Genomic DNA, 22,976 nt, shown 5'->3' with positions numbered 1-22,976 from the left:
CGCCCAGCGACGTCCGTCGCCGTCCTGCCGTACCCGCGGCTGCCGGCAGACGAGCCGTCGACCCCCGTCGTCCGGACGGACCCGAATCCCGACCGGACGGCCGTTCCGTTGCCCGTCGCCGCCCGAATCGGCGCCGGTGTCATTCGTCGCCTACCCGAGCACGAGTCCCCCCATGCCCAGCAGCCCGTCGTCCCTCCGTACCCTCCTGCCCTCCGGCCGCCCCGCCGGGTCCTCCTCCTCCGCGTCCGTGCGTCCCGTCCTCGACGGGTCGGCCGAGCCCGTCGACCTGCTCGTGCCCTCGGCCGCCGCCCCCGCGCCCGTCGTCGCCGCCGAGCCTGTGGCCGGATCCGCGCATCCCGCGCGGACGTCTGCCCCCCTCGCCGAGCCCGCCGCCGAGACGCTCACCGGCGCCCGGTGGGCGCTGCGCTACCGACGCCGCCTCCGGGTCGTCGACACGGCGGTCGTCGCCGTCAGTGTGGTCGCGGCCGCGGTCGTCGACGTGCTCGACGACCTGGTGGACCAGGGCGCCGGCTCGGCCTCGGCGGTCGTGGACGGCGTCCTCGGGGCGCTCTGGCTCCCCCTCGTCGTGGCGGTCGTCTGGACCGCCGCCCTGGCCCTCTACCGCAGCCGTGACCTCGCCGTCGTCGGCAGCGGCGTCCTCGAGTACAAGCGCGTGGGCAGCGCCAGCGTCCTCGCCTTCGTCGTCGTCGCCGTCGGGTTCTCGGTCGCAGGGCACGTCGGCGGCCAGGAGTACTTCCTCGTCGCGCTGCCCGCGGGCGGCGCGGGCCTCGTGCTCGGCCGGTGGGGCATGCGCCGGTGGCTCGAGGCCCAGCGCGGCGCCGGCCACTTCCTCTCCCGTGCCGTCGTCGTCGGCAGCCGCGAGGACGTCGCCTACGTCGTCGACCGCATCGACGCGACGAGCGGCGCCGTCTACGACGTCGTCGGGGCAGCTCTGACCGACGGCGACCGTGACGGCTCCGGCGTCGTCGTCGGCGACCGCGTCGTCCCCGTCGTCGCGGGCCTCGACGACGTGCCGCGTGCCGTCTGGCGCCTGAGCGCCGAGAGCGTGATCGTCGCCGGGGACGCGGGCCGCGGCCGCGACTGGCTCCGCGACCTCGGCTGGTCCCTCGAGGGCCGCGCCACCGAGCTCGTCCTCGCGTCCCGGCTGACCAACGTCGCCGGCCCCCGCATCCACTTCCGTCCCGTCGAGGGACTTCCCCTGATGCACGTCGAGCTGCCCGAGTTCGACGGACCGCGCCACGCGATGAAGCGGGTGTCCGACCTCGTCCTGGCCGGGGGCGCCCTCGTGGTGCTCGCGCCGCTCCTCCTGGTCCTCGCCCTCGTCGTCCGGCTCGACAGCGCCGGGCCGGTGCTGTTCCGACAGCGCAGGGTGGGCCGGGACGGCCGCACCTTCGAGATGCTGAAGTTCCGGTCGATGGTCGTCGACGCCGAGCAGCTGCTCGGCTCGCTCGGCACGGCGGACGAGGGCGCGGGCCCGCTGTTCAAGATGCGCCACGACCCCCGCGTGACCCGCGTCGGACGCCTGCTGCGGAAGTGGTCGCTCGACGAGCTGCCCCAGCTCTGGAACATCGTCCGCGGCGACATGAGCGTCGTCGGCCCCCGGCCGCCCCTCCCCCGGGAGGTCGCCGACTACGAGCGCCACGTGCACCGCCGGCTCTACATCAAGCCCGGCCTGACCGGCATGTGGCAGATCAACGGCCGCAGCGACCTCAGCTGGGAGGACAGCGTCCGCCTCGACCTCTACTACGTCGAGAACTGGTCGCTCACCGCCGACCTCGTGATCATGTGGCGCACGGTCCGCGTGCTCCTCCGTCACGACGGGGCCTACTGATGCGCCGCCGCACCCTGCTGCTGTCCGGAGCCGGCGTCGTCGTGCTGGCCGCCGCCGTCGTGGTGGCCGTCGTCGTCACGACCGGGTCGAACGAGGCCACGGCCAGCGGAGGAGGCATCGACGCCCCCGCGTACGTCACGACCGAGACCGGCGCACCTGCCGTCGAGCGGGACGGGGCCGAGGCCCCCGAGGACCGGGTGCAGGCCGACGCGGTGCCGTTCGCCGAGTCGGTGGACTACCCCGACGGCCTCACCGTCACCTCGGAGGCGGTCGACCAGGGCACGGTGACCGCGACCGGCGCCGGCGTGGTCACGGGGGCTCCCTACGTGGTCTTCGCCGTCACGGTGCACAACGGCACCGACGCGGACGTCGACCTCACGTCGGTCGTCCCGAGCCTGCGCGCGGGCAGCGACGCCGTCCCCTCCGCACCGCTGTACGACGACGTCGACGTGGCCGACCTCGACAGCGTCGTCACCGCGGGTGCCGACGTCACCGCCCGGTACGCCTTCGTCGTCCCGGAGGACCGCCGCGACCAGGCCACGCTCTACCTCGACCTGGACGGCGTCCACGCGCCGGCCACCTTCACGGGGAGCCTGCCCCGATGACCGCCACGACACAGGACGCGATCCGTCCCGGCGACACCGCCCCCTCAGCCCGGCCCCGACCGCGCCGGAGGGTCGACGTGCTCGGCGCCGTCGGCGGCCAGGGCACCCAGGCGCTGCTCGGCCTCGCCGGCCAGATCGTGGCCGTCCGGCTGCTCGCTCCGTCCGACTGGGGCGTCTACGCGGTGCTCTACGGCGTGGTCGTCGTCTTCGCGGCCCTGGCGAGCGGCTTCGTCGGCGACTCCCTGACCGTGCTCGACCGGGGCTCTGCGGACGTCCGCCGCGGGCTCCTGGCCTGGGCTGCCGTCTGGTGCGTCGCCGCGCCGGCGGTCGCGGGCGTCGTGATCGGCGCCTCCGGCGCGCTCGCGCCGGCCGAGGCCGCCCTCTTCGCCCTGGCCGCGGGCGCCTTCGCCGCCGAGGAGGTCGCGCGACGCCTCCTGATGGCGCAGCTGCGCTTCTGGCGGCTCGTCGTCGTCGACCTCACCGGCCTCGGCGCGCTGCTCGGCACGGCCGGCCTGCTCGCGGTCGGTGGTGCCACCGGGCTGCTGCTGCCGCTCGCCGCGCTCGGCGCAGGGCAGTCCGTCGCCCTCGTGACCGCCCTCGCGCTCGCTGGCCCCCGACGGGCGGCGACGGCCTCGCCGAGCTGGGCCACCGGCCACAGCGGGGTGCGGATCGTCGCCGCCTACGGGTCGCTCCGCGCCGCACAGGCCGTCGTGCGCCCGTCCCTGCTGACCGTGACGCGCCTCCTCGTCGTCCTGTTCGTCGGGACGGTGGCGACGGGCGACCTCGAGGCGGCCCGCGTGTTCGTGGCGCCCGTCCTGCTGCTCGTCGGCGGCCTGTCGACCTACCTCTTCGCGACCTTCGCCGTGGCCCACGCCGTGCCGACCCGGACTCTCGTGCGTCGGGCCGACCGCGCGGTGCTGCGGCTGCTCGTCGGCGCCCTCGCCGTCGGTGCGGTCGCGGTGCTGCTGGCGCCCGTCGCGGGCGAGCTGGTCGCGGGCCGGCCGCTCGACACCCTCGCGGTCGCCGGCTGGGCCGCGTACGCGGTGAGCGTCGCAGCCGTCACCCCGTACGGGTCGCTCGCGGCCGTCCGGGGCGGTCAGGCCCGCGTGCTCGCCGTGCGCGTCGCCGACTCGTTCTTCTCGCTAGCGGCCGCCGTCGCCGTCCTCGGCGTCGGCGCTCCCCCCGCCGCGGTGCCGTTCGCGCTCTGCGCCGGCAGCGTGCTCGGCGGGCTGCTCGTGCGGCGCGTGGTGACCAGCCTCGGCGACGCGGCCGCCGTGCCGGGCCGCCCCCGTCCCGCCGACCTCGAACCTCCTCCCCCCACGTCCGACCCCGACGGCCGCCCCCTCGCCCTCACGACCCGACCCGCACCCGACCGCGGACGAGCAGACCGCTCGCCCGAGACCCTGACCGGAGAGACACGACCATGACCCCCACCCCTCGTCGAACGGCCCGCTCGGCCGTCGGCGTCCTCGCCCTGACGGCCCTCGTGGCCGGGGGCCTCGCCTGGGCGCCCACGGCCGCCTCGGCGGCGACGGCTGCCGCCCCCGGCATGACCGTCACCGGTGCCTACACCAGCAGCTCCCCGGCCGGCAGCGCCGCCGCCGCCAGCACGACCACCGTCAGCTCCGACGTCCTCCCGACGCCGCAGATCAACGGCGTCGTCTGGAGCACCGCGGTCGTCGGCACCACGGCCTACGCGGTCGGCGCCTTCACGGCTGCCCGGCCCTCCGGCAGCGCCGAGGGGCAGAACTCGGTCACCCGCAACAACGCCATGGCGTTCGACGTCCGCACGGGCGCGATCCTGCCCTGGAACCCGAACCTCAGCGCGCAGGGCCGTTCCGTCGAGGTCTCGCCCGACGGCGCGACCCTCTACGTCGGCGGCGACTTCTCGACCGTGGGCGGCGTCGCCAAGAGCAAGATCGCGGCCTTCACCGTCTCGACGGGTGCCCTGAAGACGTCGTTCTCGGCCTCCATCTCCGGGTCCGTGTGGGGCATCGCCCCGACCGCCACGACCGTCTACGTCGTCGGCTCGTTCGGCACCGCGAGCTCGAAGGCCCGCGCCAACGCGGCCGCCTTCACGACCGCGACCGGCGCGCTCACCGCGTGGAACCCCGGCACGGACAACATCACCCAGGCCGTCGTGGCGGCACCCGACGACAGCCGCGTCGTCATCGGCGGCCGCTTCCAGACCATCGGCGGCCAGCCGATCGTCGGCATCGGCGCGGTCGACGGCTCGGTCGGCGCGATCCAGCCCTTCGAGGCCAAGCCCATCTCGGCGCAGCAGGGATCCAACCGTTCCTGGGTGACCGACATGACCGTCGTCGACGGCGTCATCTACGCCACCGGCAACGGCGAGGGCGGCCACTGGTTCGACGGGCGCTTCGCGGCCCGCTTCGACACCGGTGCCCTCGTCTGGCTCGACAACTGCTACGGCGCGAGCTACGGCACGGCCGTCATCGGCCAGGTCGCCTACGCGGTCTCGCACTCGCACGACTGCACCTCGGTCGGTGCGTTCGCCGAGCAGTCGCCGTCCGTCTGGAAGCGCGCGACCGCCAACACGATCGCCGCGACCGGCACCGACCAGGGAGGTCCGAGCGTCGGCAGCATCTACTCCGGCCAGGCCACCCCGACCCAGCTGCCGTGGTACCCACTCGTGAACTCCGGCTCGTACACGAAGCAGTACCAGGGCGGCTGGTCGCTCGGCGCGTCGTCGAGCACGGCCAAGTACCTCGTCATGGGCGGAGAGTTCACGCAGGTGAACGGCAAGGCACAGCAGGGCCTCGCCACGTTCGCCACGCGCGACACGGCGCCGAACAAGGTCGCCCCCCAGTACGCGCCGATGAAGCCCACGGGCCTCTCGCTCGCGTCGGGCAGCGTCCGCGTGTCGTTCCCCACGACGTGGGACTACGACGACGGCAGCCTGACCTACAGCCTCTTCCGCGACTCGGGCACGACCCCGATCGCGACGCAGGTGGCGGACTCGCGCTTCTGGCGCCTCCCGACCCTCGGCTTCGTCGACGCCGGCCTCGCGGCCGGCAGCAGCCACACGTACCGCGTGTCGGTGACGGACGCCGCCGGCAACACCTTCACCGGGTCGCGCTCCGACTCCGTCACGGTCTCGTCGTCGGCCGGCGACCCGTACGAGAAGGCGGTGGCCGCCGACGGCGCCACCAGCCTGTGGACGTTCGGCGAGCCCTCCGGCACCGCCGTCTACGACCACGTCGGCTTCTCCGACGCCACCACGACCGATGCTGTCCAGCGGGGCGCAGGAGGCCCGGTCAGCACGACGGCCGCCTCGTTCCAGGGGCAGCAGGGCTCGACGGCATCGGCGAACTCGCCGGTCGACGGTCCGCAGACGTTCACGGTCGAGTCGTGGTTCCGCACGACGAGCACGTCCGGCGGCAAGATCGTCGGGTTCGGCGACCGTCAGACGGGCAACTCGTCGAGCTACGACCGGCACGTCTACATTGACGGCGAGGGACGCGTCACGTTCGGGGTCTACCCCGGAGGCACGGCGACCGTCTCGAGCTCGCCCGGTCTCAACGACGGGACGTGGCACCTCGCCACGGCGAGCCTCGGCTCGTCGGGCATGAGCCTGTCGATCGACGGCGTCAAGGTCGCCTCGCGAGGCGACGTGACCAGCGCCCAGGCCTACAAGGGCTTCTGGCGCGTGGGCGGCGACTCGAACGGCGGCTGGCCGAACGCCGGCAGCGACTGGTTCACGGGCGACGTCGCGGACGTGGCGGTCTACCCGACCGTCCTCAGCGCCGCGCAGGTGGACGGCCACTGGGTCGCGTCCGGTCGCACCTCGACCGTCCCTGCTCCGCCGACCGACGCCTACGGCAAGGCCGTCACCACCGACGAGCCGTCGCTGTACTGGCGCCTCGACGACACCGGCTCCGGCAGCACCGCCCGTTCGACGACGGCCTCCCCCGCGCCCGGCCTGATCACGGGCGGCGTCACCAAGGGCGTCGCAGGCGCCCTCGGCAGCACCGGCTCCGCCTTCGGCTTCGACGGACAGCAGGGCCAGGTCGTCCAGGTGCAGGACGCGCAGGCGCCCAGCACCTACAGCACCGAGCTCTGGTTCTCGACGACGTCCACCGTCGGCGGGAAGCTGATCGGCTACGGCGACTCGGCACAGGGGCTCTCGGGCAACTACGACCGCCACGTCTACCTGCAGGACGACGGACACCTCGTGTTCGGCACCTGGACGGGCCAGGCGAACACGATCACGACCGACCGCGCCTACAACGACGGTGCCTGGCACCAGGTCGTGGCGACGCAGTCGAGCGCCGGCATGGTCCTCTACGTCGACGGCGTCGCCGTGGGCACGAACGCGCAGACCGGCGCTCAGGGCTACAACGGTCGCTGGCACGTCGGCGGCGACGTCACGTGGGGCTCCTCGAGCTCGTACGTGGCCGGGTCGATCGACGAGGTGTCGGTCTACCCGACGGCCCTCACCGCAGCCCAGGTGGCGGCTCACCACGACGCCGGCACCGGGGTCGTCACCCCGCCGCCGGCCCCGGCGAACGTCGCCCCCACGGCGTCGGCCACGAGCACCTCGGTCGACCTGGCCGCCTCGCTCGACGGCAGCGCCTCGTCCGACACCGACGGGACCGTCGCCTCCTGGGCGTGGGACTTCGGGGACGGCCAGGTCGGCACCGGCGCGACCGTGCAGCACGCCTACTCCGCGGCGGGCACGTACCAGGTCGTCCTCACGGTGACCGACGACGACGGCGCGACCGCCAGCACCACCGTGCCGGTGACCGTGACCGCCCCCGTGGTCGTCACTCCCCCGGTCGTGACCCCGCCTGCCACCACCGCCTACGCCGCCGACGCCTTCGAGCGCCAGACGACGGGCGGCTGGGGCTCGGCGGACATCGGAGGCGCGTGGACGACCCCCAACGCGGTCTCGTCGTTCTCGACCGCGCAGGGCGCCGGGCTGATCAAGATGGCGGCCGCCGGGTCGGGGCCGCAGATCTACCTGAACGGCGTGCAGGCCACCGACGCGGCCACCCGCGTCACCGTTGCCCTCGACAAGGTGCCGACCGGGGCAGGCGTCTACGCGTCGGTCATCGGCCGGGGCGTGACGGGCCAGGGCGACTACCGCGCCAAGGTCACGTTCCGCGCCAACGGCGCCGTCGCCGTCGCGCTGTTCCGGCAGGCGGCGGACGGCACGCAGACGGTCCTCGGCACCGAGAGCGTCGTGCCCGGCCTGACCTACGTCGCCGGACAGAAGATCGCCGTCGCCCTCGAGGTCACCGGCACGTCGCCGACGACCGTCCGGGCGAAGGTCTGGGCCGCCGGCGGCACCGAGCCGACGGCGTGGGCCAAGACCGCGACCGACTCCACGGCGGGCCTCCAGGCCGCGGGACGGGTGGGCTTCCACTCCTACCTGTCGGCCTCCGCCACCAACGCACCCGTCGTCTCCTCGTGGGACGACCTGACCATCACGAAGGCAGGCAACTGACCCATGACCCTCGACACCACCAGAACGACCGGCCGGGGCGCGGGGGCGCCCGGGGCAGCGCCCGCCGACGCGGACGCTGCACCCGGGGCCCGGCGGGCCGAGCAGTGGCTGCTCGACGCGGCCGACCTCCCGGAGGCGCCCCCGCGCCTCCCGGGCGGTCGCCGCAGCAAGGTCCTCGTCGTGCACTCGTCCGACGAGCTGTACGGCTCGGACCGCATCGTCCTCGAGGTCGTCGGCGAGCTCGCCGCCCGCGACGACCTCGACGTGACCGTGTGGCTGCCGTCCGACGTGGCCGTGGGCCCGTTGGGGCCGCAGCTCCGTGAGCTCGGCGCCCGCGTCGAGCGCACGGCGCTGCCGATCCTCCGACGGTCGCACCTCGGCCCGGTCGGCCTCGCCCGCCTCGCGCGGGACGCCGCCCGGACCGCGGCGCGGCTCGCCGGCCGGCACTTCGACCTCGTCTACTGCGCGACGAGCGCCTGCCTCGTCGTCGCCCCCCTCGCGCGCCTGGCCGGCGTGCAGCACGTCGTCGGCCACCTGCAGGAGCCGTGGGGCGACACGGACCGCAAGGGCCTCCGGCCCCTGGCCCGTGCCTGCACCGCCCTCGTGGCCGTGTCCCGCTCGGTCCTCGGCAGTTCCGGCCTCGACGGCGACGACCGTGCCGTCGTCGTGCACAACGGCGTCCCGCGACGGTCGCCCGACCTGGTCGCGGCACCGGAGCACCGCCTCCCCCACTACCTGATGGCCAGCCGCTGGAACTCCCACAAGGGGCACAGCACCCTCCTGACGGCCTGGAACGCGGCGGGCTGCCCCGGCCAGCTCGTCGTCCTCGGCGGCCCGCCCGCCGTCGGGGCCGGCGTCGACGTCCCTGCCCTCGTCCAGGCCATCGTGTCCCGGCCCGAGACCGTCACGGTCGTCGGTCAGGTCGAGGACGCCACCCCGTACGTCCGCGACGCGGACGCCATCGTGCTGCCCACCGACACCCTCGAGGGCTTCGGCCTCGTGGCCCTCGAGGCGTTCAGCGAGGGCCGCCCGGTCGTCGCCAGCCGCAGCGGGGGCCCGGAGGAGGTCGTCGTCGACGGCGAGACGGGCTGGCTCTTCGACCGTCGCGACGTCGACGCCCTCGCCGACCTGTTCGCCGGCCTCGACGTCGACACCCTCGCCGCCGCGGGCCGTCGTGCCCAGGCGGCCTACCAGGAGCGCTACACGCCCGAGAAGATGCGCCGCCGCATCGGTGCCGTCGTCTCCCGTGAGCTGCTCCGCGAGCACGGCCAGGACCTGGCGGTGGCCTCGTGACGCGGCTGGCGGGGGCGCCGGTGCGCCCCGAGGCGACGACCGCCTCCTCGGCCCCGTCGCGCACACCCGTGCCGCACGAGTTCCGTGCAGCACTGGCCGCGCTGGCGTCGGCCCAGAAGTCGTCGAGCGGCGCACCCGCCTACTCGCGGTTCGTGAACCGCCGCCTCGGCCGGTGGGCCGCCGCCGCCGCGCACGTGCTCCGGGCGACGCCGAACCAGGTGACGGCGGTCAGCGCCCTCGCCACCTTCGCCGGCATCGCCGTCCTGGCCACGGTTCCGGCCGGCTGGCTGCCCGCCGTGCTCGTGCCCCTGCTGCTCGTCGTCGGCTACGCCCTCGACTCGGCCGACGGGCAGCTCGCCCGTCTCCGCGGCGGGGGCAGCCCGGCCGGCGAGTGGCTCGACCACGTGATCGACGCGACGAAGATCGCAGTGCTGCACCTCGCAGTCTTCGCGTCGTGGGTCCGCGAGCCCGAGGGACGAGAGGCCGTCCTCGCGCTGCCCCTCGCCTACCAGGTCGTCGCGACGGTCGCCTTCTTCGCGATCGTCCTCACGGAGCAGCTGCGCCGGGCCGAGTCGGTCGCCGCGGGCTCGCCCGTGCTCGTCCGCCGCCAGACCGGTGCCCTCTACTCGCTGGCGGTCGTGCCGACCGACTACGGCCTGATGTGCCTCGTCTTCGTCCTGCTCGCCTGGCCCGGCGCGTTCACCGTGGCCTACCTCCTGCTCTTCGCGGCCAACGCCGCCTACCTGCTGCTCGCCCTCCCCAAGTGGTTCCGCGAGCTCCGCACCGACCCGATGAGGACCTCATGACCAGCACCGCCCGCGCCGTCGTCGTCGACGACCGCCTCGACCTCGGGGACTACCTCCGCTACGTCGCCCAGCACGTCCTCGTCGTCGTCCTGGCCGTCGTCCTCGGCCTCGCCGCCGGGGTGGGCCTCTCGCAGCTGGCCCCCGCCTCCTACACGGCCCAGGCCACGGTCTTCGTCCGGGCCGACGCGCCCGGCTCGAACCTCGACGAGCGCTCGGCCTTCGCCCTGCGCCAGGTCTCGTCGTACGCGCAGCTCGGCACGAGCGCCCAGGTGCTCGGGCCGGTCGCCCAGGCCCAGGGCGTCTCGCTCGCCGACCTGGGCGACCGCGTGACCGTGACGAACCCCGTCGACACGGTGGTGCTCCTCGTCTCGGCCACCGACGTCACGGCCACCGGCGCCGCCCAGCTCGCGGACACCGTCGCGGGGCGCCTGTCGGACACGGTCGACCAGATCGAGTCCACCGACGGTGCCGACGGGCAGACGATCTCCCTCGACCTGACCGCGCCTGCGCCCGTCCCGACGACGTCGACGGGCCCGAGCACGGTCGTCCTCGGGCTGCTGGGCCTGCTGGTCGGCCTCGGCGTCGGTGTCGCTCTCGCGATCGTCCTCGCCCGGACGCGTCCCCGCGTCAGCACGGTCGACGACGTCCGTCGCGCGACCGGCCTGCCGGTGGTCGGCCAGCTGCCCGCCGTCGTGCGCAGCTCGGACGACCCCGACGGGCGCGGCGCCTTGGCGGCCACCCGCACGGCGCTCCGCGAGACCGTGCAGAACCTCCGCGCCCTGCGTGGCGGCGAGCTGCCCCGCGTGCTGCTGCTCGCCCGCACCGACACGGTGTCGGAGGCGGCCGGCGTCGACGGTGGCCTCGCACGCGCCGTGGTGGAGCTCGGCTCGACCTGCGCCCTGCTGCAGTCCGACTTCGACACCCGCACCGTGTCGCGGCCCTCGACGGTCCCCGACAGCGCTCTCCCGGAGCTGACGGAGGCGGACCTCGCCGGCTACGACCGCGTGCCGGTCCCCGACGTCGTCGGCGCCTCCACCCGGTCCTTCGTCCGGTCGGGCGTCGGGCGGTTCTTCGCGGACCTGCGCGGCACCTACGACGTGACCGTCGTGCAGTCGGCCTCGGACTCGCACCCCTTCGCCCTGCGGACCGTGACGGCCGAGTCGGACGAGGTGGTGCTCGTCGTCCGTGCCGGGGCGACCCGCCTGGAGTCCCTCCGCAGCCTGACCGCGGAGCTGATGAGCCTCGACGTCGAGCCGATCGGCGTCGTGCTCGCGGGCGTGCCCCGCTGGCGCCGGGTGCTGCTGCGCGCCACCTGGCGCGACGAGGACTTCCGCCGTGTCGACCGCTCGGGCTCGGGCCACGCCCCGGCCGTCCACGTGCGGTCGTCGGCGCCCGTGTCGTCCTCTCCGGGCGTGCCGTCCGGGACGGTCTCGTCGTCCGAGGCGTCCGCCTCGTCCCCCTCGCGGGCTGAGGGCTCGACGAGCATCGCCGACCTCGTCCGCGACCCGTTCACGACGCCCGAGCCTGCCGCCGAGGCGCCGGTCGCCGAGACGGCCGTGGCTCCCGTCGCACCTGGGGACCAGTCCACGGTGCCGGCCGAGTCCGAGGCCGACGCGGGGGCCGGGGCCGACGAGGCGACGGCGCCCGCCGTGGCGCCGACCTCGAAGTCCGCGCGCAAGCCCCGCGGCAAGGGCCGGATCGTCCCTCGCCGTCCTGCACGCCCGGCCCGTGGACAGGATGACGCTCCGGACGCTGACCGCGACGCCGCCGCCGACGGCTCCGACCCGCGTCCGTCCGACGGCGAGTGACCGTGTCCTCCCCCGCGCGGATCGCCTCCGGTCCCGTCGTCGTGCCCGCGGCCTCGCCGCGCACGACGCCGTGGCGTGTCGCGACCGCGCTGCACGACGACCTGCCGGCCGCGCGCCACCTGGTCCGTCCGGCGGTCGTCATGACGGTGCTCGTGGCGTCCGTGGTCCCCTGGCGCACGGGCGTCATCTACGAGGGCGGCCTCGACCCGGTCGTCGTCGCCAAGGCGTTGCTCGCCGCGGTGGCGCTGGTGCTCGCCCTCACGGGAGCGCCCGCCGGTCGTGACGGCCGTCACCTCGCGAACCGCGTCGGGCCCGTCGCCGTGGCGTTCCTGCTCGCCTACCTCGGGATCGCCTTCGTCGGGGGCGTCTCGGCCGGGCTGACGACGTCGACGACCGTGCTCGTGATCCGCGTGCTGATGGTCGCGGCGACGATCGTCGCCGTCGTCCACCGCAGCGAGCCGCGCGTCGTCGTCCGGTCGCTGCTGCTCGCCCTCGGCATCGTCGGGGCCGTCTCGGCGCTCTCCGGCCTGCAGATCTACCTGGCCGGGGGCCGCCTCGCAGGGACCCTGCCGGCCCTGAGCCCGAACGAGATCGCGTTGTTGCTCGGCCTGCCGCTGATCGGCGTGGTCCACCGCCTCCTGGTCCAGAAGGCGACCGTGGGGTCGCTCGCGCTGCTGGTCGTCCTGACCGGCCTCTTCGTCACGACGGGCTCGCGGGCCGCGTTCCTCGCGGTCCTCGTTGCCGTGGCCGTGGCCGTCGTGGCGGCGCGCCGTGTCCGGCCCACGGTCGCGGTCGTCGTCGCGGTCGCCGTGCCCCTCGCCGTCGCGTTCCTCGCGAGCACCGACGTCCTCGCCCGGGTCATCGAGCGCGGGGGCGACTCCGCGAGCATCGCCACCCTGAACTCGCGCACCATCGCCTGGAACACGGTGCTGCAGACCGACCCGGGCACCTGGGCCCGGTGGATCGGCTCGGGCCTCACCGTCAAGCAGGTCCCCGTCGCCGGTCAGTACTGGGCCGAGCAGGTCCTCGACAGCAGCTGGATCTCGGCGCTCGCGCAGGCCGGCGTCGTCGGTGCGGGGCTGCTCGCGATCTGGGTCGTCGTCGGCCTCGCCACGGCCGGCCGCGCCAGCCTCCGCGTCGTCGGGTTCGGCGCCGTGCTGCCCGCCTTCGTCTTCATCGTCATCAGGAGCGTCGTCGAGAGCGGGCTGGTCGACTCCAGCAGCGCGTTCGTGGCCTTCTTCACCCTGGTCGTGCTCGCCGAGTCGGCCCCTCGTCCCCGGAGCGTGACCCCGTGACCTCGTCCACCGACCTGCTCGATCCCCTGACCGCCCGCCCCGGAGGCGCCGGTCGGGTCGGCTACGCCGCCGGCGCCTTCGACCTGTTCCACATCGGGCACCTCAACCTGCTGCGGCACGCGCGCCAGCACTGCGACCACCTGATCGCCGGGGTCGTGTCCGACGAGATGCTCGCCCTGACGAAGGGCATCACGCCCGTCGTGCCCCTGGCGGAGCGGCTCGAGATCGTCGACCACATCGACGTGGTCGACACGGCGTACGCCGAGACGGTGCCCGACAAGCTCGACGTCTGGCGCGAGCTGCGGTTCGACGTCTTCTTCAAGGGCGACGACTGGCGCGGCACCGAGAAGGGCCTCCGGCTCGAGCGCGAGTTCGCCGAGGTCGGGGTCGAGGTCGTGTACTTCCCCTACACGATGAGCACGTCCAGCACGGTGCTGCGACGTGCGCTGAGGGCCTTGTCCGGCGGAGCCCCGGCACAGGAGGCGGCGACGGCCGAGCGGGCCCGCTGACGCGTCGCCCGCCCCAGGGTCCCGAGGTGCGGCAGCGGTGGTCCCTCCCCAGGCGGGCCCGGCGGACGCGACGCCGGGCCCGCCTGTGGACGACCGCAGGAGGCGGGTTCCGGGAGACGACGCTGGTCCCATGACCGTCACCCCCGCCTCCCCGTCCTCGCCCGCCGCCGACCCGCACCGGCCCGTCGTCTCCGACGACGAGCTGATCGCCCGGGTCGCGAGCCTGGTGCCGGTCGCCGTGCGTCGGCAGCTCTGGACGCTGTTCCTCGACGCCGACCAGGTCCAGCTGCCCATGGTGGTTCCCCTCGAGGGCATCCCCGAGCGTCCGGACCGCCTCGCCGTCGAGCGCTGGGGCGACGCCCTCGACGAGGTCGCGAGCGAGTTCGGGGTCGCCGCCGTCGTGTTCGTGCTCGAGAGTCCCGGGCCCGTGGTCGACTCGGCGTCCGACCGGGCGTGGCGAGACGCGCTCACCGGCCTCTCCGAGGCTCGCCGCTACGCCGTGCGGGCGGTCCTCACCTGCACGTCCGACGGCGTGGTGGCTCCCCCCGACCCCCGCTCGGTGATCACGACCGAGCGCGACAGGTGCCCACGGCCTCAGTCCTCGCCGAGCCGCCTGCGGCTCTCCGAGGTGCTCGCCGTGCGCTGACCCCGTCCCCGGTCGAGATGCCGCCACCAGGCGGTCTCGGCGAGCTCGGCCGACGTGTAGACCCCGAGGGCCTCCTGCTCGGACTCGACGAACGACCAGCGACGCAGCCGCCAGCCGGTGCCGAAGGCCTCGACGACCGCCATGACCGCGCCGTCCGGCGCCCGGCGGACGAACCAGCGGTCATCGGAGGCACGGTCGAGCATGACCCGATCGTACCGGGAGCGTCGCGACCGCCAGCGTGCCCGGACGACGGGCCGTGAGGGGGTCCGGACGGTCAGGCGAGCGCGAGGGGGAACAGGCTGCGCGTGTCCTGCGCGAGAGCCGGGTCGGGCAGATCCTGCCGCCGCACCTCCTGGCCCTCCCACTCCACCCGGCGGAGCAGCACGGGCGCCCGGTCGTCGTCCTGGGCCGACACGGCGTCGCCGACCAGGCGGCCGAGTGAGAACGACCCTTGTCCGGCGTCCGGCACCGCCACGAGCTCCCCCTCGCCGAGGTGGGCGAAGGCCTCGCGCTGCGCGGTCCACGCGGGCGTCGTCCGGCCCCTGGGCGACGACTCGGAGATGGTGACCACGCCCGCCCGTCGCCAGTCATCACCGGTCCGCTCGTCCCCGGGGCGCACCACCCAGGCACGCCGGGTCGAGGAGAGCGCCGCGTCGTCCGTGGGCGCGAGCATCCCGGCATCGGCGCCCGGCCAGACGTAGTCGAGGTCGTCCGGCACGCCCGGGAACCTGCCGCGGTACCACTCGGGCTCCTTCTGCACGAGCTTCGACCGGTGGCTCCGGTGCACGGCATCGTCGCCGAGCCAGCTCGGCAGGTCGTCGGTGACCGAGACGGCCGCCGACGCGTGTCCTGCGTCGCGGTCGCGGTGGACGCCGAGCGCGGCGTCGCCGAGCGCGGGGGCGAACTCCAGCACCTGCGGCCGCACCGTGTCGGAGTGCCCCTGGGCGATCCACTCGTCGGTGATCGCGAGGGCGTAGGCCGTCAGCGCGGTGCGGTGGCCACGCCACATCGCGATCGCGGGGTGGGACTGCCACCCGTAGCCGGGCAGCGTGACGGCCCGGAGCACCTGGAGGGCCTCGACGCGTTGCTTGCCGAGCCTGGCCTGGTCGAGCACCCGCGCGCTCTCGACGAAGTCGGGGTACGGGAGGAAGGTCTGCACCCCTCCCACGCTAGGCGCGCGGCCTAGGTGCGGTTGCCGATCCGGCCCCGCAGCACGTCGATGCGCTTCTGGATCTGCTCGGTGCTCGCCTGGGCCACGGAGGGGCCGCCGCTGACGCGACGAAGATCGGCGTGGATGATCCCGTGGGGCTCGTTCGACACCCTCGACCAGATCGACACCAGCCGACTCAGCTCTTGTCGCTGTTCCTTGATCGTCTGGTAGAGCGGGCGCGCGTCGGCGACGGGCGTGGCCACGGTCGGCATGCCGGTCTTGCGCGACCGGGTGGCCTGCTTGGCCTGGCGCTGTCGCAGCAGGTCGCGCACCTGGTCGGGCTCGAGCAGACCCGGGATGCCGATGAAGTCGAGTTCCTCGAGGCTGCCGATCTCGCCGCCGGTGCCGAACTCGCCGCCGTCGAAGAGGACGCGGTCGAACGAGGCCTGCGAGTCGAGCGCCTCGAAGGGCTGCTGGTCGAGCAGGCTCGACGCCTTCTCCTCGCGGTTCGCGGCCGCCATCATGTCTTCCTCGGGCGCGAAGATGCCGTCGTCGGCGTTCTCCGGCCGGTCGAGCGCGTGGTCGCGCTCGAGCTCGAGCTGCCCCGCGAGGGCCATGAGGCTGGGCACGCTCGGCAGGAAGATCGAGGCGGTCTCGCCCCGGCGCCTCGCCCGCACGAAGCGACCCACTGCCTGTGCGAAGAACAGGGGCGTCGAGGCCGAGGTGGCGTACACGCCGACGGCGAGGCGCGGCACGTCGACGCCCTCGGACACCATCCGCACCGCGACCATCCAGCGGCCGTCGCCGTCCGAGAAGGCCTGGATCCGGTCGGAGGCGGCCTTCTCGTCCGACAGGACGACCGTCGGTCGTTCCCCCGTCAGCTTCTGCAGCACGGCGGCGTACTGCCGGGCCGCCGTGTGGTCGGTGGCGATGACGAGTCCCCCGGCGTCGGGGACCCCGCGACGGACCTCGGTCAGGCGGGTGTCGGCCGCCGACAGGACGGCGGGGATCCAGTCGCCCTGCGGCGACAGGGCCGTCCGCCAGGCCTGGGCCGTGATGTCCTTGGTGACCGCCTCGCCTAGGGTCGCGCTCATCTCGTCGCCCATGCGGGTGCGCCAGCGCATCTGCCCGGCGTAGGCCATGAACAGCACCGGACGCACGACGCCGTCGGCCAGAGCACGCCCGTAGCCGTACGAGTAGTCGGACCGGGAGGTGCGGATGCCCTGCTCGTCGAGGGCGTAGGTGACGAAGGGGATCGGGGCCGTGTCCGATCGGAACGGCGTCCCCGTGAGCGAGAGCCGGCGGGTGGCCCGACCGTAGGCCTCGCGGATGCCGTCGCCCCAGCTGAGCGCGTCGCCGCCGTGGTGCACCTCGTCGAGGATGACGAGCGTGCGGCCGGCAGCCGTCAGGTCGGCGTGCACCTTCGGGTTCATGCCGACCTGGGCGTAGGTGACGGCGACCCCGTGGTAGTGCCGGCCGAACGAGACGTCGGCGTTCTTGAACATGGGGTCGAGCCTCAGGTTCACGCGGTCGGCCGCGTCGGCCCACTGTCGTTTCAGGTGCTCGGTCGGGGCGACGACCACGACCCTGTCGACCTCGCCCCGCGAGAGCAGCTCGGTGGCGAGCCGCAGTGCGAACGTGGTCTTGCCGGCGCCGGGCGTGGCCGCGGCCAGGAAGTCCTGGGGGGACGTCGCGAAGTACTGCTCGAGTGCCTCCGCCTGCCAGGCGCGCAGCTTGCTCGCCGTGCCCCAGGCTGCCCGCTCGGGGAACGCCGGTGAGAGGTGCTCGGCGGCCGAGTTGCCGGCCGTGGCACCGACCTCGCCCAGATCGAGCTGGTCGTCGACGCCGACCGGTACGCCGGCGCCGGACTGGTCGCCCCCGGCCGGGTCGTGCTCGTTCGCTGTGCTCACTTGGACCGATCTTACCTGCCGCCGACGCCCGGTCGGTCACGACCGAGCTGGCTGTCGCCGGGCTGGCCGCGGTCGTGTCGCGATCGACGTCGGGAATCGTCGCCGCCGCGCAGCAGCGACGCCGGCGTCGGCGCGGCCGCCCCGAAACGCGCCCGCAGGGCGTCCACCGTCGACTCGGCTCCGCGCCACTCGGCGTCGTCGTCCCACAGGCCGAGCGACAGCCCGCCGTCGTCGCCCGTGCCCAGCTGCTCGACGCGCACGCCGACGAGCCGGATGCGCTCGTGCTGCTTGCCCGTCGCCTCGTAGACCGAGCGCACTTCGTCGTAGATGCGGCGTCCGAGGTCGGTCGGCTCTGCGAGGGTGCGCGACCGCGTGATCGTGACGAAGTCGGTCGTGCGCAGCTTGAGCACCACGGTGCGGCCGCTGAGACCGGCCGCGCGGAGGCGTGCCCCGACCTTGTCGCTGAGCCGCAGCAACTCGCGCCGGATGACGTCGGGGTCGACGACGTCGGTCGAGAAGGTCATCTCGTGGCCGACGCTCTTCTCGACCGTCTCGGTGTGCACCCGGCGTGGGTCGCGTGCCCAGGCGAGGTCGTGCAGCTTCGCGCCCGCGGCCGGGCCGACCGCGCGGACGAGGGTGTCGAGCGAGGCCGTGGCGACGTCGCCGACCGTGCGCAGCCCGAGGTTCGTGAGGACCTCCTCCGTCTTGCCGCCCACGCCCCAGAGGGCGCTGATCGGCCGCGGGTGGAGGAACTCGATCGTGCGGTCGTGCGGGACGACGAGGAGGCCGTCGGGCTTGGAGACGCTGGAGGCCAGCTTCGCGACGAACTTCGTGGACGCGGCCCCGATGCTGCAGCGCAGCCCCGTCTCGGCGTGCACGCGGCGCCGCAGCTCGGTCGCGATCCGCCACGGCGGGCCCATGAGCCGGATCGCCCCGGACACGTCGAGGAACGCCTCGTCGATGCCGAGGCGCTCGACGAGCGGCGTCACGTCGTCGAACATCGACATCACGACCGACGACCAGTACCGGTACTTCTCGCCGTGCGGCTCGAGCACGATCGCCTGCGGGCACCGCCGGAGCGCGATCGCCATCGGCATCGCGGAGTTGACGCCGAACTTGCGTGCCTCGTACGTCGCGGCCGTGACGACCGAGCGGTCGGACCGGTGGCCGATGACGACCGGCTTGCCGACGAGGTCGGGGCGGTCGAGCAGCTCGACCGAGGCGAAGAACGCGTCCATGTCGACGTGCAGGATGGGCGCCGACACGTCGTCGGTGGGGTCCGCGGTGACGAGTCGCCCGCTGCCGTCCTGTTTGCTCACTCGGTGATCCTCACACGGACCGCCGACATCGCCGTCCGGCACGGGCCGCGGGCGCCCTCGCCGCGGCTACTGCTCCGCCGGCCCGAGCAGGCGCGCCGCGATCGTCGCGTGCGCCGAGTCGGTGCTCGACGGGTGGAACCGCCCGGCGAGCACGTCGCGCTGCAGCCGCCCGAGCTCCGACGACGCCCGGTACGACCCGCCTCCGGCGACCGCGACGGCCTGGTCGACGACGGCCCGCGCCGCCTCCGTCACACGGGTCTTGAGGCCGACGAGGAGCGGCGACCAGTCGGCGCCGTGGTCGACGAGCCGGTCGACGTCACGGGCCAGCGAGTCGACCTGCGGCTCGAGGCCGTCGAGCACCAGGCGGGCGTCGGCGACCCGCCAGCGGACGATCGGTTCGAGGGCGAGCGACTCGCCCGTCCGGCGCGAGGTCCGTCCGGACGCGGACTCGACGGCGAGCTCGACCGCTCGCCGGGCGATCCCGCGGTAGACGGCGGCGACGAGCGTCTCGAAGACCGCGAAGACGCCGAACACGAGCGGGTCGGCGCTCGATCCGACCGGCAGCTGCCGGACGATGCGCGAGGCCGGCACCTCGACGCCGTCGAGCCGGGTGCTGTGGCTCTCGGTCGCCCGCATGCCGATCGTGTCCCAGTCGCCGAGCGAGGTCCAGCCCGGCTGGTCGCGGTGCACGAAGCCGTGCACGAGCACCGGCGCCGCGGGGTCCGTGTCGTCACGGCCGAAGACGCCCAGCCGGGTCCAGACCGGCGAGAGCGAGGTCGCCGTCTTCGTGCCGGTGAAGCGCCAGCCGCCGTCCCCCGTGGGCTCGGCGCGGGTGACCGAGTCGAAGAGGACGAGGTCGTTGCCCGGCTCGCTCACCCCGAAGGCGAACACCTCCCCGGCGGCGGCGTCCGCGAGCACGAGGTCGAGCGACCGGTCGCCCCGGGCGCGCAGCACGGCGGCGCAGCCGGTCCAGACGAGGTGCATCCCGACCGCGAGGGCGGTGGCGGGAGCGGCGGCCGCGAGGCGGGACTGCAGGGCCGCGACCTGCTCGAGTCCCAGGCCCGCGCCTCCTTCGCCCTCGGGCACGAAGACGGTCAGGTAGCCCCGCTCGCGCAGCTCGGCGAGGTCGTCGTGCGGGAACGAGCCGTCCCGGTCGTGACCGGCGGCACGCTCGCGGAACCGAGCGAGCAGGTCGTCCGGAAGCAGCGCCGAGGGCGACCACGAGGAGGCGGTGGCAGGTCGGGCGCCGTCGGTCATGCACCGAGGGTAGCCACGTCGGCACCCGGCGGTAACGTGGAGGCCATGACTCAGCTGCACCCCTGGTCCCGGTACGTCGCGATCGGCGACTCGTTCACGGAGGGGATCGGCGACCCGGAGGAGCGTGCGCCCGGCGGTCACCGCGGCTGGGCCGACCGCGTCGCCGAGGTCCTGGGCTCGTCGGCCGACGACTTCGCCTACGCCAACCTCGCCGTCAGGGGGCGCCTGCTGGCGCAGATCGCCGACGAGCAGGCCGACGCCGCCCTGTCGCTCCGGCCCGACCTGATCTCCGTCTCGGCCGGCGGCAACGACATCATCCGCCCCGGGACCGACCCCGACCAGGTCGCCGCCGGCTTCGACGCCCTGGTCGAGAAGCTGGGCTCCCAGGGCGCGACGGTGGTCGTCTTCACGGGCCCGGACATCGGGCTGACCCCGGTGCTCGGGCGGCTCCGCGGCAAGGTCGCCATCTACAACGAGCACGTCCACGCGATCGCGCTCAAGCACGACGCCGTGGTCGCCGACATGTGGGCCCTCCGCCAGCTGTCCGACTCCCGCATGTGGGCCCCCGACCGGCTGCACTTCAGCCCGCTCGGCCACCACACGATCGCCCGGGCCGTGCTCGGCGCCCTCGCCGTCGAGAACGACCTCGAGCCCTGGCGGCCCGAGCCCCTCGAGCGTCGTCCGTGGCGCCAGGCGCGCTCGGAGGACATGGGCTGGGCGCGCGAGTACCTGGTGCCCTGGGTCGTCCGCCGCCTCCGGCACCAGTCGTCCGGCGACGGGCGCCAGGCGAAGCGACCCGACGCGGTGACGGTCATCTACCGCGACGAGCAGCCGCCGTCGTAGCGGCGGGCGCGGCCGCGGCGGGGCGCGTGGCCCCGACGATGAGGCGTCAGCCGCGTCCGCCGAGGACGTCCTGCGGGTGCGTCAGCCGCCACCACGCGCCGGGCTCCGGGATCGTCGCGTCGAGCACCAGCGGCACGTCGATCTCCTCGCCGCCGACGTCGAAGCGGACGGTGCCCACCTCGTCGCCGGCGTCGTCCGGTCCGACCTCGTCGGTCTGCAGGGCGGAGGTGATCGTCTTGTCGCCCCAGACGAGCAGGTCGGCGTCCTCGGCCGCCACCGCCTGGGCCGACGCGCCCCACGGCAGGTCGTAGCGGGCCCAGACGTCGTCGCGGCTCGTCAGCGTGATGGTCTGGAACTTGCCCGTCACGCTCTGCAGCAGGCGCTGCACGTCGGCGTCGAGCGCGTCGTGGTCGACGCCGCCCAGGACGACGCCGACGACCGTCACGGTCCGGTCGGCCACCGTGAAGTCGGCCGCGAAGAGCAGGCAGGCGCCGGCCTCGTCGAGCGTGCCGGTCTTGATCCCCTTGACGCCGTCGAGGCCGAGCAGCTCGTTCGAGTTGTCGATGACCCCCACGCCGGGGATCGTCGTCTCGTCGGTGCCGACGACGGCCGCGACGTCGGGGTCGGCGAGGGCGAGGGCGCCGAGGGCGACGAGGTCGGTCGCCGTGCTCGTGTTCTGCGGCGACAGCCCGGTCGGCTCGACGATGGTGGTCGCGGCGAGGTCGTTCTCGGCGAGCCAGGCGGCCGCCGCGGACACGAAGGCGGCGTCCGACCCGAAGGCCCACCGGGCCAGCGTGGTCGCGTAGTTGTTCGCCGACTCGATCAGGGTCACCTCGAGCACCTGCCGTTCGGTGAGGACGGAGCCCGCCGTCATCGGCACGACCTTCCCGTCGACGGCGCGGTACGTGTCGTAGAGGGCCGCGTCGGCGGCCGAGAGGGTGATCGACGGCCCGTCGCCCCCGTCCAGGGGCTTCGCGTCGAGGACGACGAGGGCGGTCACCACCTTGCTGATGCTCGCGATCGGCCGAGGCTGCGCGTCGCCGCTCGTCGTCAGGCTCTCATCGAAGCCGAGGGCCTCGACGGCCGTGGCCCCGTACGCCGGGAACGCGAGCTGCGCGCCCGGCTGGGCGGGCGCCTCCCAGGTCGACGCGGCGGCCGCGGCAGGCGCCAGCGGGCCGAGCAACGTGAGGGGCAGGTACGTGCCCACGGCGAGCACGAGCACCACGACGGCGGCCACGGCGGCCCGACGACGTCTGAGGACGGCGCCCCGCGTCACGAGGGCGACGCTCCCCCGGCCTCGGGCGTCGCCTCGCCGGCGGCGGGCGGGACCCGCAGCGCCCACAGGGCCACGGCGGAGGCGGCGGCGACGTTGAGGCTGTCGACGCCGTGCAGCATGGGGATCGTCACGACCCGGTCGGCGGCGCGGAGGGCGTCCCGGCTGAGGCCGTCCCCCTCGGTGCCGAGCAGCAGGGCGACGCGCTCGGGGGCGGAGGCGGCGTACTCGTCGAGGGGCACGGCGTCGTCGGCGAGGGCGAGGGCCGCGACCTCGAAGCCCGCGGCGCGGAGCAGCTCGGCGCCGAGGGGCCACTCCGGGAGGCGCGTCCACGGCACCTGGAGCACGGTGCCCATGCTGACGCGGACGCTGCGCCGGTACAGCGGGTCGGCGCACCGGGGAGTGACGAGCACGGCGTCCGCGCCGAGCCCGGCGACCGCCCGGAAGATGGCGCCCACGTTCGTGTGGTCGACGATGTCCTCCAGCACGACGACCCGTCGCGCGCCCTCGAGGAGCGACTCGACGCTGGGCAGCTCGGGGCGGTGCATCGCCGCCAGGGCGCCCCGGTGCAGGTGGTAGCCGGTCAGCGTCTCGAGCAGGGCCGCGTCGCCGACGAAGATCTCGCCGTCGAGGTGCGCGACCAGGGGCTCCACGTCGGCCAGCCAGCGCTCGGTCATCAGCACCGAGCGGGGCACGTGCCCGGCACGGAGCGCGCGCTCGATCACCTTGCTCGACTCGGCGATGTAGAGCCCTCCCTCGGGCTCCGAGACGCGACGCAGCGCCACGTCGGTCAGCCGGGCGTAGTCCGCGAGGTCGGGGCGGTCGAGGTCGGTGATGCGGGTGATGCGCACGGCGCTCCAGGGCAGGACGTCCGGTCGGCGACGAGGCGGGAGGCGACGCGGGAGGACGAGGGGGCAGGGACGAGGTCCAGGCTAACGTC

General features: G+C 74.6%; 18 protein-coding genes. 11 read left to right on the top strand and 7 right to left on the bottom strand.

Annotated features, from left to right (window positions below; translation table 11 throughout):
* Window positions 1-172: 172 nt before the first annotated feature.
* The 10 genes from ACZZ97_RS07010 (at window position 173) to ACZZ97_RS06965 (ending at window position 14,284) form a co-directional block, all read left to right on the top strand.
* Window positions 173-1,852 (top strand): sugar transferase, encoded by a 1,680-nt coding sequence (locus tag ACZZ97_RS07010; RefSeq protein WP_463472681.1) that lies wholly within the window; start codon window positions 173-175, stop codon window positions 1,850-1,852.
* On the top strand, window positions 1,852-2,457 hold the full coding sequence (locus tag ACZZ97_RS07005; RefSeq protein WP_314104019.1) for a hypothetical protein: 606 nt from the start codon (window positions 1,852-1,854) through the stop codon (window positions 2,455-2,457). The genes ACZZ97_RS07010 and ACZZ97_RS07005 overlap by 1 nt, the downstream gene beginning before the upstream one ends.
* A complete protein-coding gene (locus ACZZ97_RS07000) occupies window positions 2,454-3,884 on the top strand; it encodes a hypothetical protein (RefSeq protein WP_463472680.1) in 1,431 nt (476 codons plus the stop codon). Before ACZZ97_RS07005 ends, ACZZ97_RS07000 begins: the two co-directional genes overlap by 4 nt.
* Window positions 3,881-7,927 carry a LamG-like jellyroll fold domain-containing protein gene (locus ACZZ97_RS06995; RefSeq protein WP_463472679.1) on the top strand — a complete coding sequence of 1,349 codons (4,047 nt, stop codon included), beginning with the start codon at window positions 3,881-3,883 and terminating at the stop codon, window positions 7,925-7,927. Before ACZZ97_RS07000 ends, ACZZ97_RS06995 begins: the two co-directional genes overlap by 4 nt.
* A gap of 3 nt (window positions 7,928-7,930) precedes the next feature.
* On the top strand, window positions 7,931-9,220 hold the full coding sequence (locus ACZZ97_RS06990; RefSeq protein ID WP_463472678.1) for a glycosyltransferase family 4 protein: 1,290 nt from the start codon (window positions 7,931-7,933) through the stop codon (window positions 9,218-9,220).
* Window positions 9,217-10,026 carry a CDP-alcohol phosphatidyltransferase family protein gene (locus ACZZ97_RS06985; RefSeq protein WP_463472677.1) on the top strand — a complete coding sequence of 270 codons (810 nt, stop codon included), beginning with the start codon at window positions 9,217-9,219 and terminating at the stop codon, window positions 10,024-10,026. The genes ACZZ97_RS06990 and ACZZ97_RS06985 overlap by 4 nt, the downstream gene beginning before the upstream one ends.
* The gene (locus tag ACZZ97_RS06980; RefSeq protein ID WP_463472676.1) at window positions 10,023-11,834 is read left to right on the top strand and encodes a Wzz/FepE/Etk N-terminal domain-containing protein; all 1,812 of its coding nucleotides are present in this window, start codon (window positions 10,023-10,025) and stop codon (window positions 11,832-11,834) included. The genes ACZZ97_RS06985 and ACZZ97_RS06980 overlap by 4 nt, the downstream gene beginning before the upstream one ends.
* Entirely contained in the window at window positions 11,831-13,129 is a 1,299-nt protein-coding gene (locus ACZZ97_RS06975) for a hypothetical protein (RefSeq protein WP_463472675.1), read from the top strand. The genes ACZZ97_RS06980 and ACZZ97_RS06975 overlap by 4 nt, the downstream gene beginning before the upstream one ends.
* Window positions 13,126-13,638 (top strand): FAD synthase family protein, encoded by a 513-nt coding sequence (locus tag ACZZ97_RS06970; RefSeq protein ID WP_314103841.1) that lies wholly within the window; start codon window positions 13,126-13,128, stop codon window positions 13,636-13,638. The genes ACZZ97_RS06975 and ACZZ97_RS06970 overlap by 4 nt, the downstream gene beginning before the upstream one ends.
* 130 nt (window positions 13,639-13,768) lie before the next feature.
* On the top strand, window positions 13,769-14,284 hold the full coding sequence (locus ACZZ97_RS06965; RefSeq protein WP_463472674.1) for a hypothetical protein: 516 nt from the start codon (window positions 13,769-13,771) through the stop codon (window positions 14,282-14,284).
* On the opposite strand, the gene ACZZ97_RS06960 is transcribed toward ACZZ97_RS06965, so the two are convergent.
* From ACZZ97_RS06960 to ACZZ97_RS06940, 5 genes are all read right to left on the bottom strand, one after another.
* Complete coding sequence (locus ACZZ97_RS06960; protein WP_314103837.1) at window positions 14,233-14,487, bottom strand: hypothetical protein; 255 nt, start codon at window positions 14,485-14,487, stop codon at window positions 14,233-14,235. The two genes, ACZZ97_RS06965 and ACZZ97_RS06960, sit on opposite strands and share 52 nt — an antisense overlap.
* A 71-nt stretch (window positions 14,488-14,558) precedes the next feature.
* Window positions 14,559-15,443, bottom strand: coding sequence for an MSMEG_6728 family protein (locus ACZZ97_RS06955; RefSeq protein WP_463472673.1), 885 nt, complete (start codon window positions 15,441-15,443; stop codon window positions 14,559-14,561).
* Between the two features lie 23 nt (window positions 15,444-15,466).
* A complete protein-coding gene (locus tag ACZZ97_RS06950; RefSeq protein WP_463473773.1) occupies window positions 15,467-17,260 on the bottom strand; it encodes a DEAD/DEAH box helicase in 1,794 nt (597 codons plus the stop codon).
* Window positions 17,261-17,355: 95 nt separating this feature from the next.
* Window positions 17,356-18,663, bottom strand: coding sequence for a DNA polymerase IV (gene dinB, locus ACZZ97_RS06945; RefSeq protein WP_463472672.1), 1,308 nt, complete (start codon window positions 18,661-18,663; stop codon window positions 17,356-17,358).
* Window positions 18,664-18,729: 66 nt separating this feature from the next.
* A complete protein-coding gene (locus ACZZ97_RS06940) occupies window positions 18,730-19,920 on the bottom strand; it encodes an acyl-CoA dehydrogenase family protein (RefSeq protein ID WP_463472671.1) in 1,191 nt (396 codons plus the stop codon).
* Window positions 19,921-19,965: 45 nt separating this feature from the next.
* Here ACZZ97_RS06940 and ACZZ97_RS06935 point away from each other — a divergent pair, with 45 nt between their 5' ends.
* The gene (locus tag ACZZ97_RS06935; protein WP_123545760.1) at window positions 19,966-20,763 is read left to right on the top strand and encodes an SGNH/GDSL hydrolase family protein; all 798 of its coding nucleotides are present in this window, start codon (window positions 19,966-19,968) and stop codon (window positions 20,761-20,763) included.
* Between the two features lie 46 nt (window positions 20,764-20,809).
* Here ACZZ97_RS06935 and ACZZ97_RS06930 read toward each other — a convergent pair whose 3' ends face one another.
* Together ACZZ97_RS06930 and ACZZ97_RS06925 are read right to left on the bottom strand one after the other, a co-directional pair.
* Window positions 20,810-22,039 carry a D-alanyl-D-alanine carboxypeptidase family protein gene (locus ACZZ97_RS06930; protein ID WP_463472670.1) on the bottom strand — a complete coding sequence of 410 codons (1,230 nt, stop codon included), beginning with the start codon at window positions 22,037-22,039 and terminating at the stop codon, window positions 20,810-20,812.
* Entirely contained in the window at window positions 22,036-22,887 is an 852-nt protein-coding gene (locus ACZZ97_RS06925) for a TrmH family RNA methyltransferase (protein WP_463472669.1), read from the bottom strand. Before ACZZ97_RS06925 ends, ACZZ97_RS06930 begins: the two co-directional genes overlap by 4 nt.
* Window positions 22,888-22,976 lie beyond the last annotated feature (89 nt).

It is taken from the genome of Frigoribacterium sp. AC512 (assembly GCF_979258295.1).
This window is presented reverse-complemented; position numbering and strand designations above follow the sequence as displayed.

What these genes read in the sequence shown, in the direction of transcription:
- ACZZ97_RS07010 (WP_463472681.1), top strand. Translation starts at nt 173, where the DNA reads ATGCCCAGCAGCCCGTCGTCCCTCCGTACCCTCCTGCCCTCCGGCCGC.
- ACZZ97_RS07005 (WP_314104019.1), top strand. Translation starts at nt 1,852, where the DNA reads ATGCGCCGCCGCACCCTGCTGCTGTCCGGAGCCGGCGTCGTCGTGCTG.
- ACZZ97_RS07000 (WP_463472680.1), top strand. Translation starts at nt 2,454, where the DNA reads ATGACCGCCACGACACAGGACGCGATCCGTCCCGGCGACACCGCCCCC.
- ACZZ97_RS06995 (WP_463472679.1), top strand. Translation starts at nt 3,881, where the DNA reads ATGACCCCCACCCCTCGTCGAACGGCCCGCTCGGCCGTCGGCGTCCTC.
- ACZZ97_RS06990 (WP_463472678.1), top strand. Translation starts at nt 7,931, where the DNA reads ATGACCCTCGACACCACCAGAACGACCGGCCGGGGCGCGGGGGCGCCC.
- ACZZ97_RS06980 (WP_463472676.1), top strand. Translation starts at nt 10,023, where the DNA reads ATGACCAGCACCGCCCGCGCCGTCGTCGTCGACGACCGCCTCGACCTC.
- ACZZ97_RS06965 (WP_463472674.1), top strand. Translation starts at nt 13,769, where the DNA reads ATGACCGTCACCCCCGCCTCCCCGTCCTCGCCCGCCGCCGACCCGCAC.
- ACZZ97_RS06960 (WP_314103837.1), bottom strand. Translation starts at nt 14,487, where the DNA reads ATGCTCGACCGTGCCTCCGATGACCGCTGGTTCGTCCGCCGGGCGCCG.
- ACZZ97_RS06940 (WP_463472671.1), bottom strand. Translation starts at nt 19,920, where the DNA reads ATGACCGACGGCGCCCGACCTGCCACCGCCTCCTCGTGGTCGCCCTCG.
- ACZZ97_RS06935 (WP_123545760.1), top strand. Translation starts at nt 19,966, where the DNA reads ATGACTCAGCTGCACCCCTGGTCCCGGTACGTCGCGATCGGCGACTCG.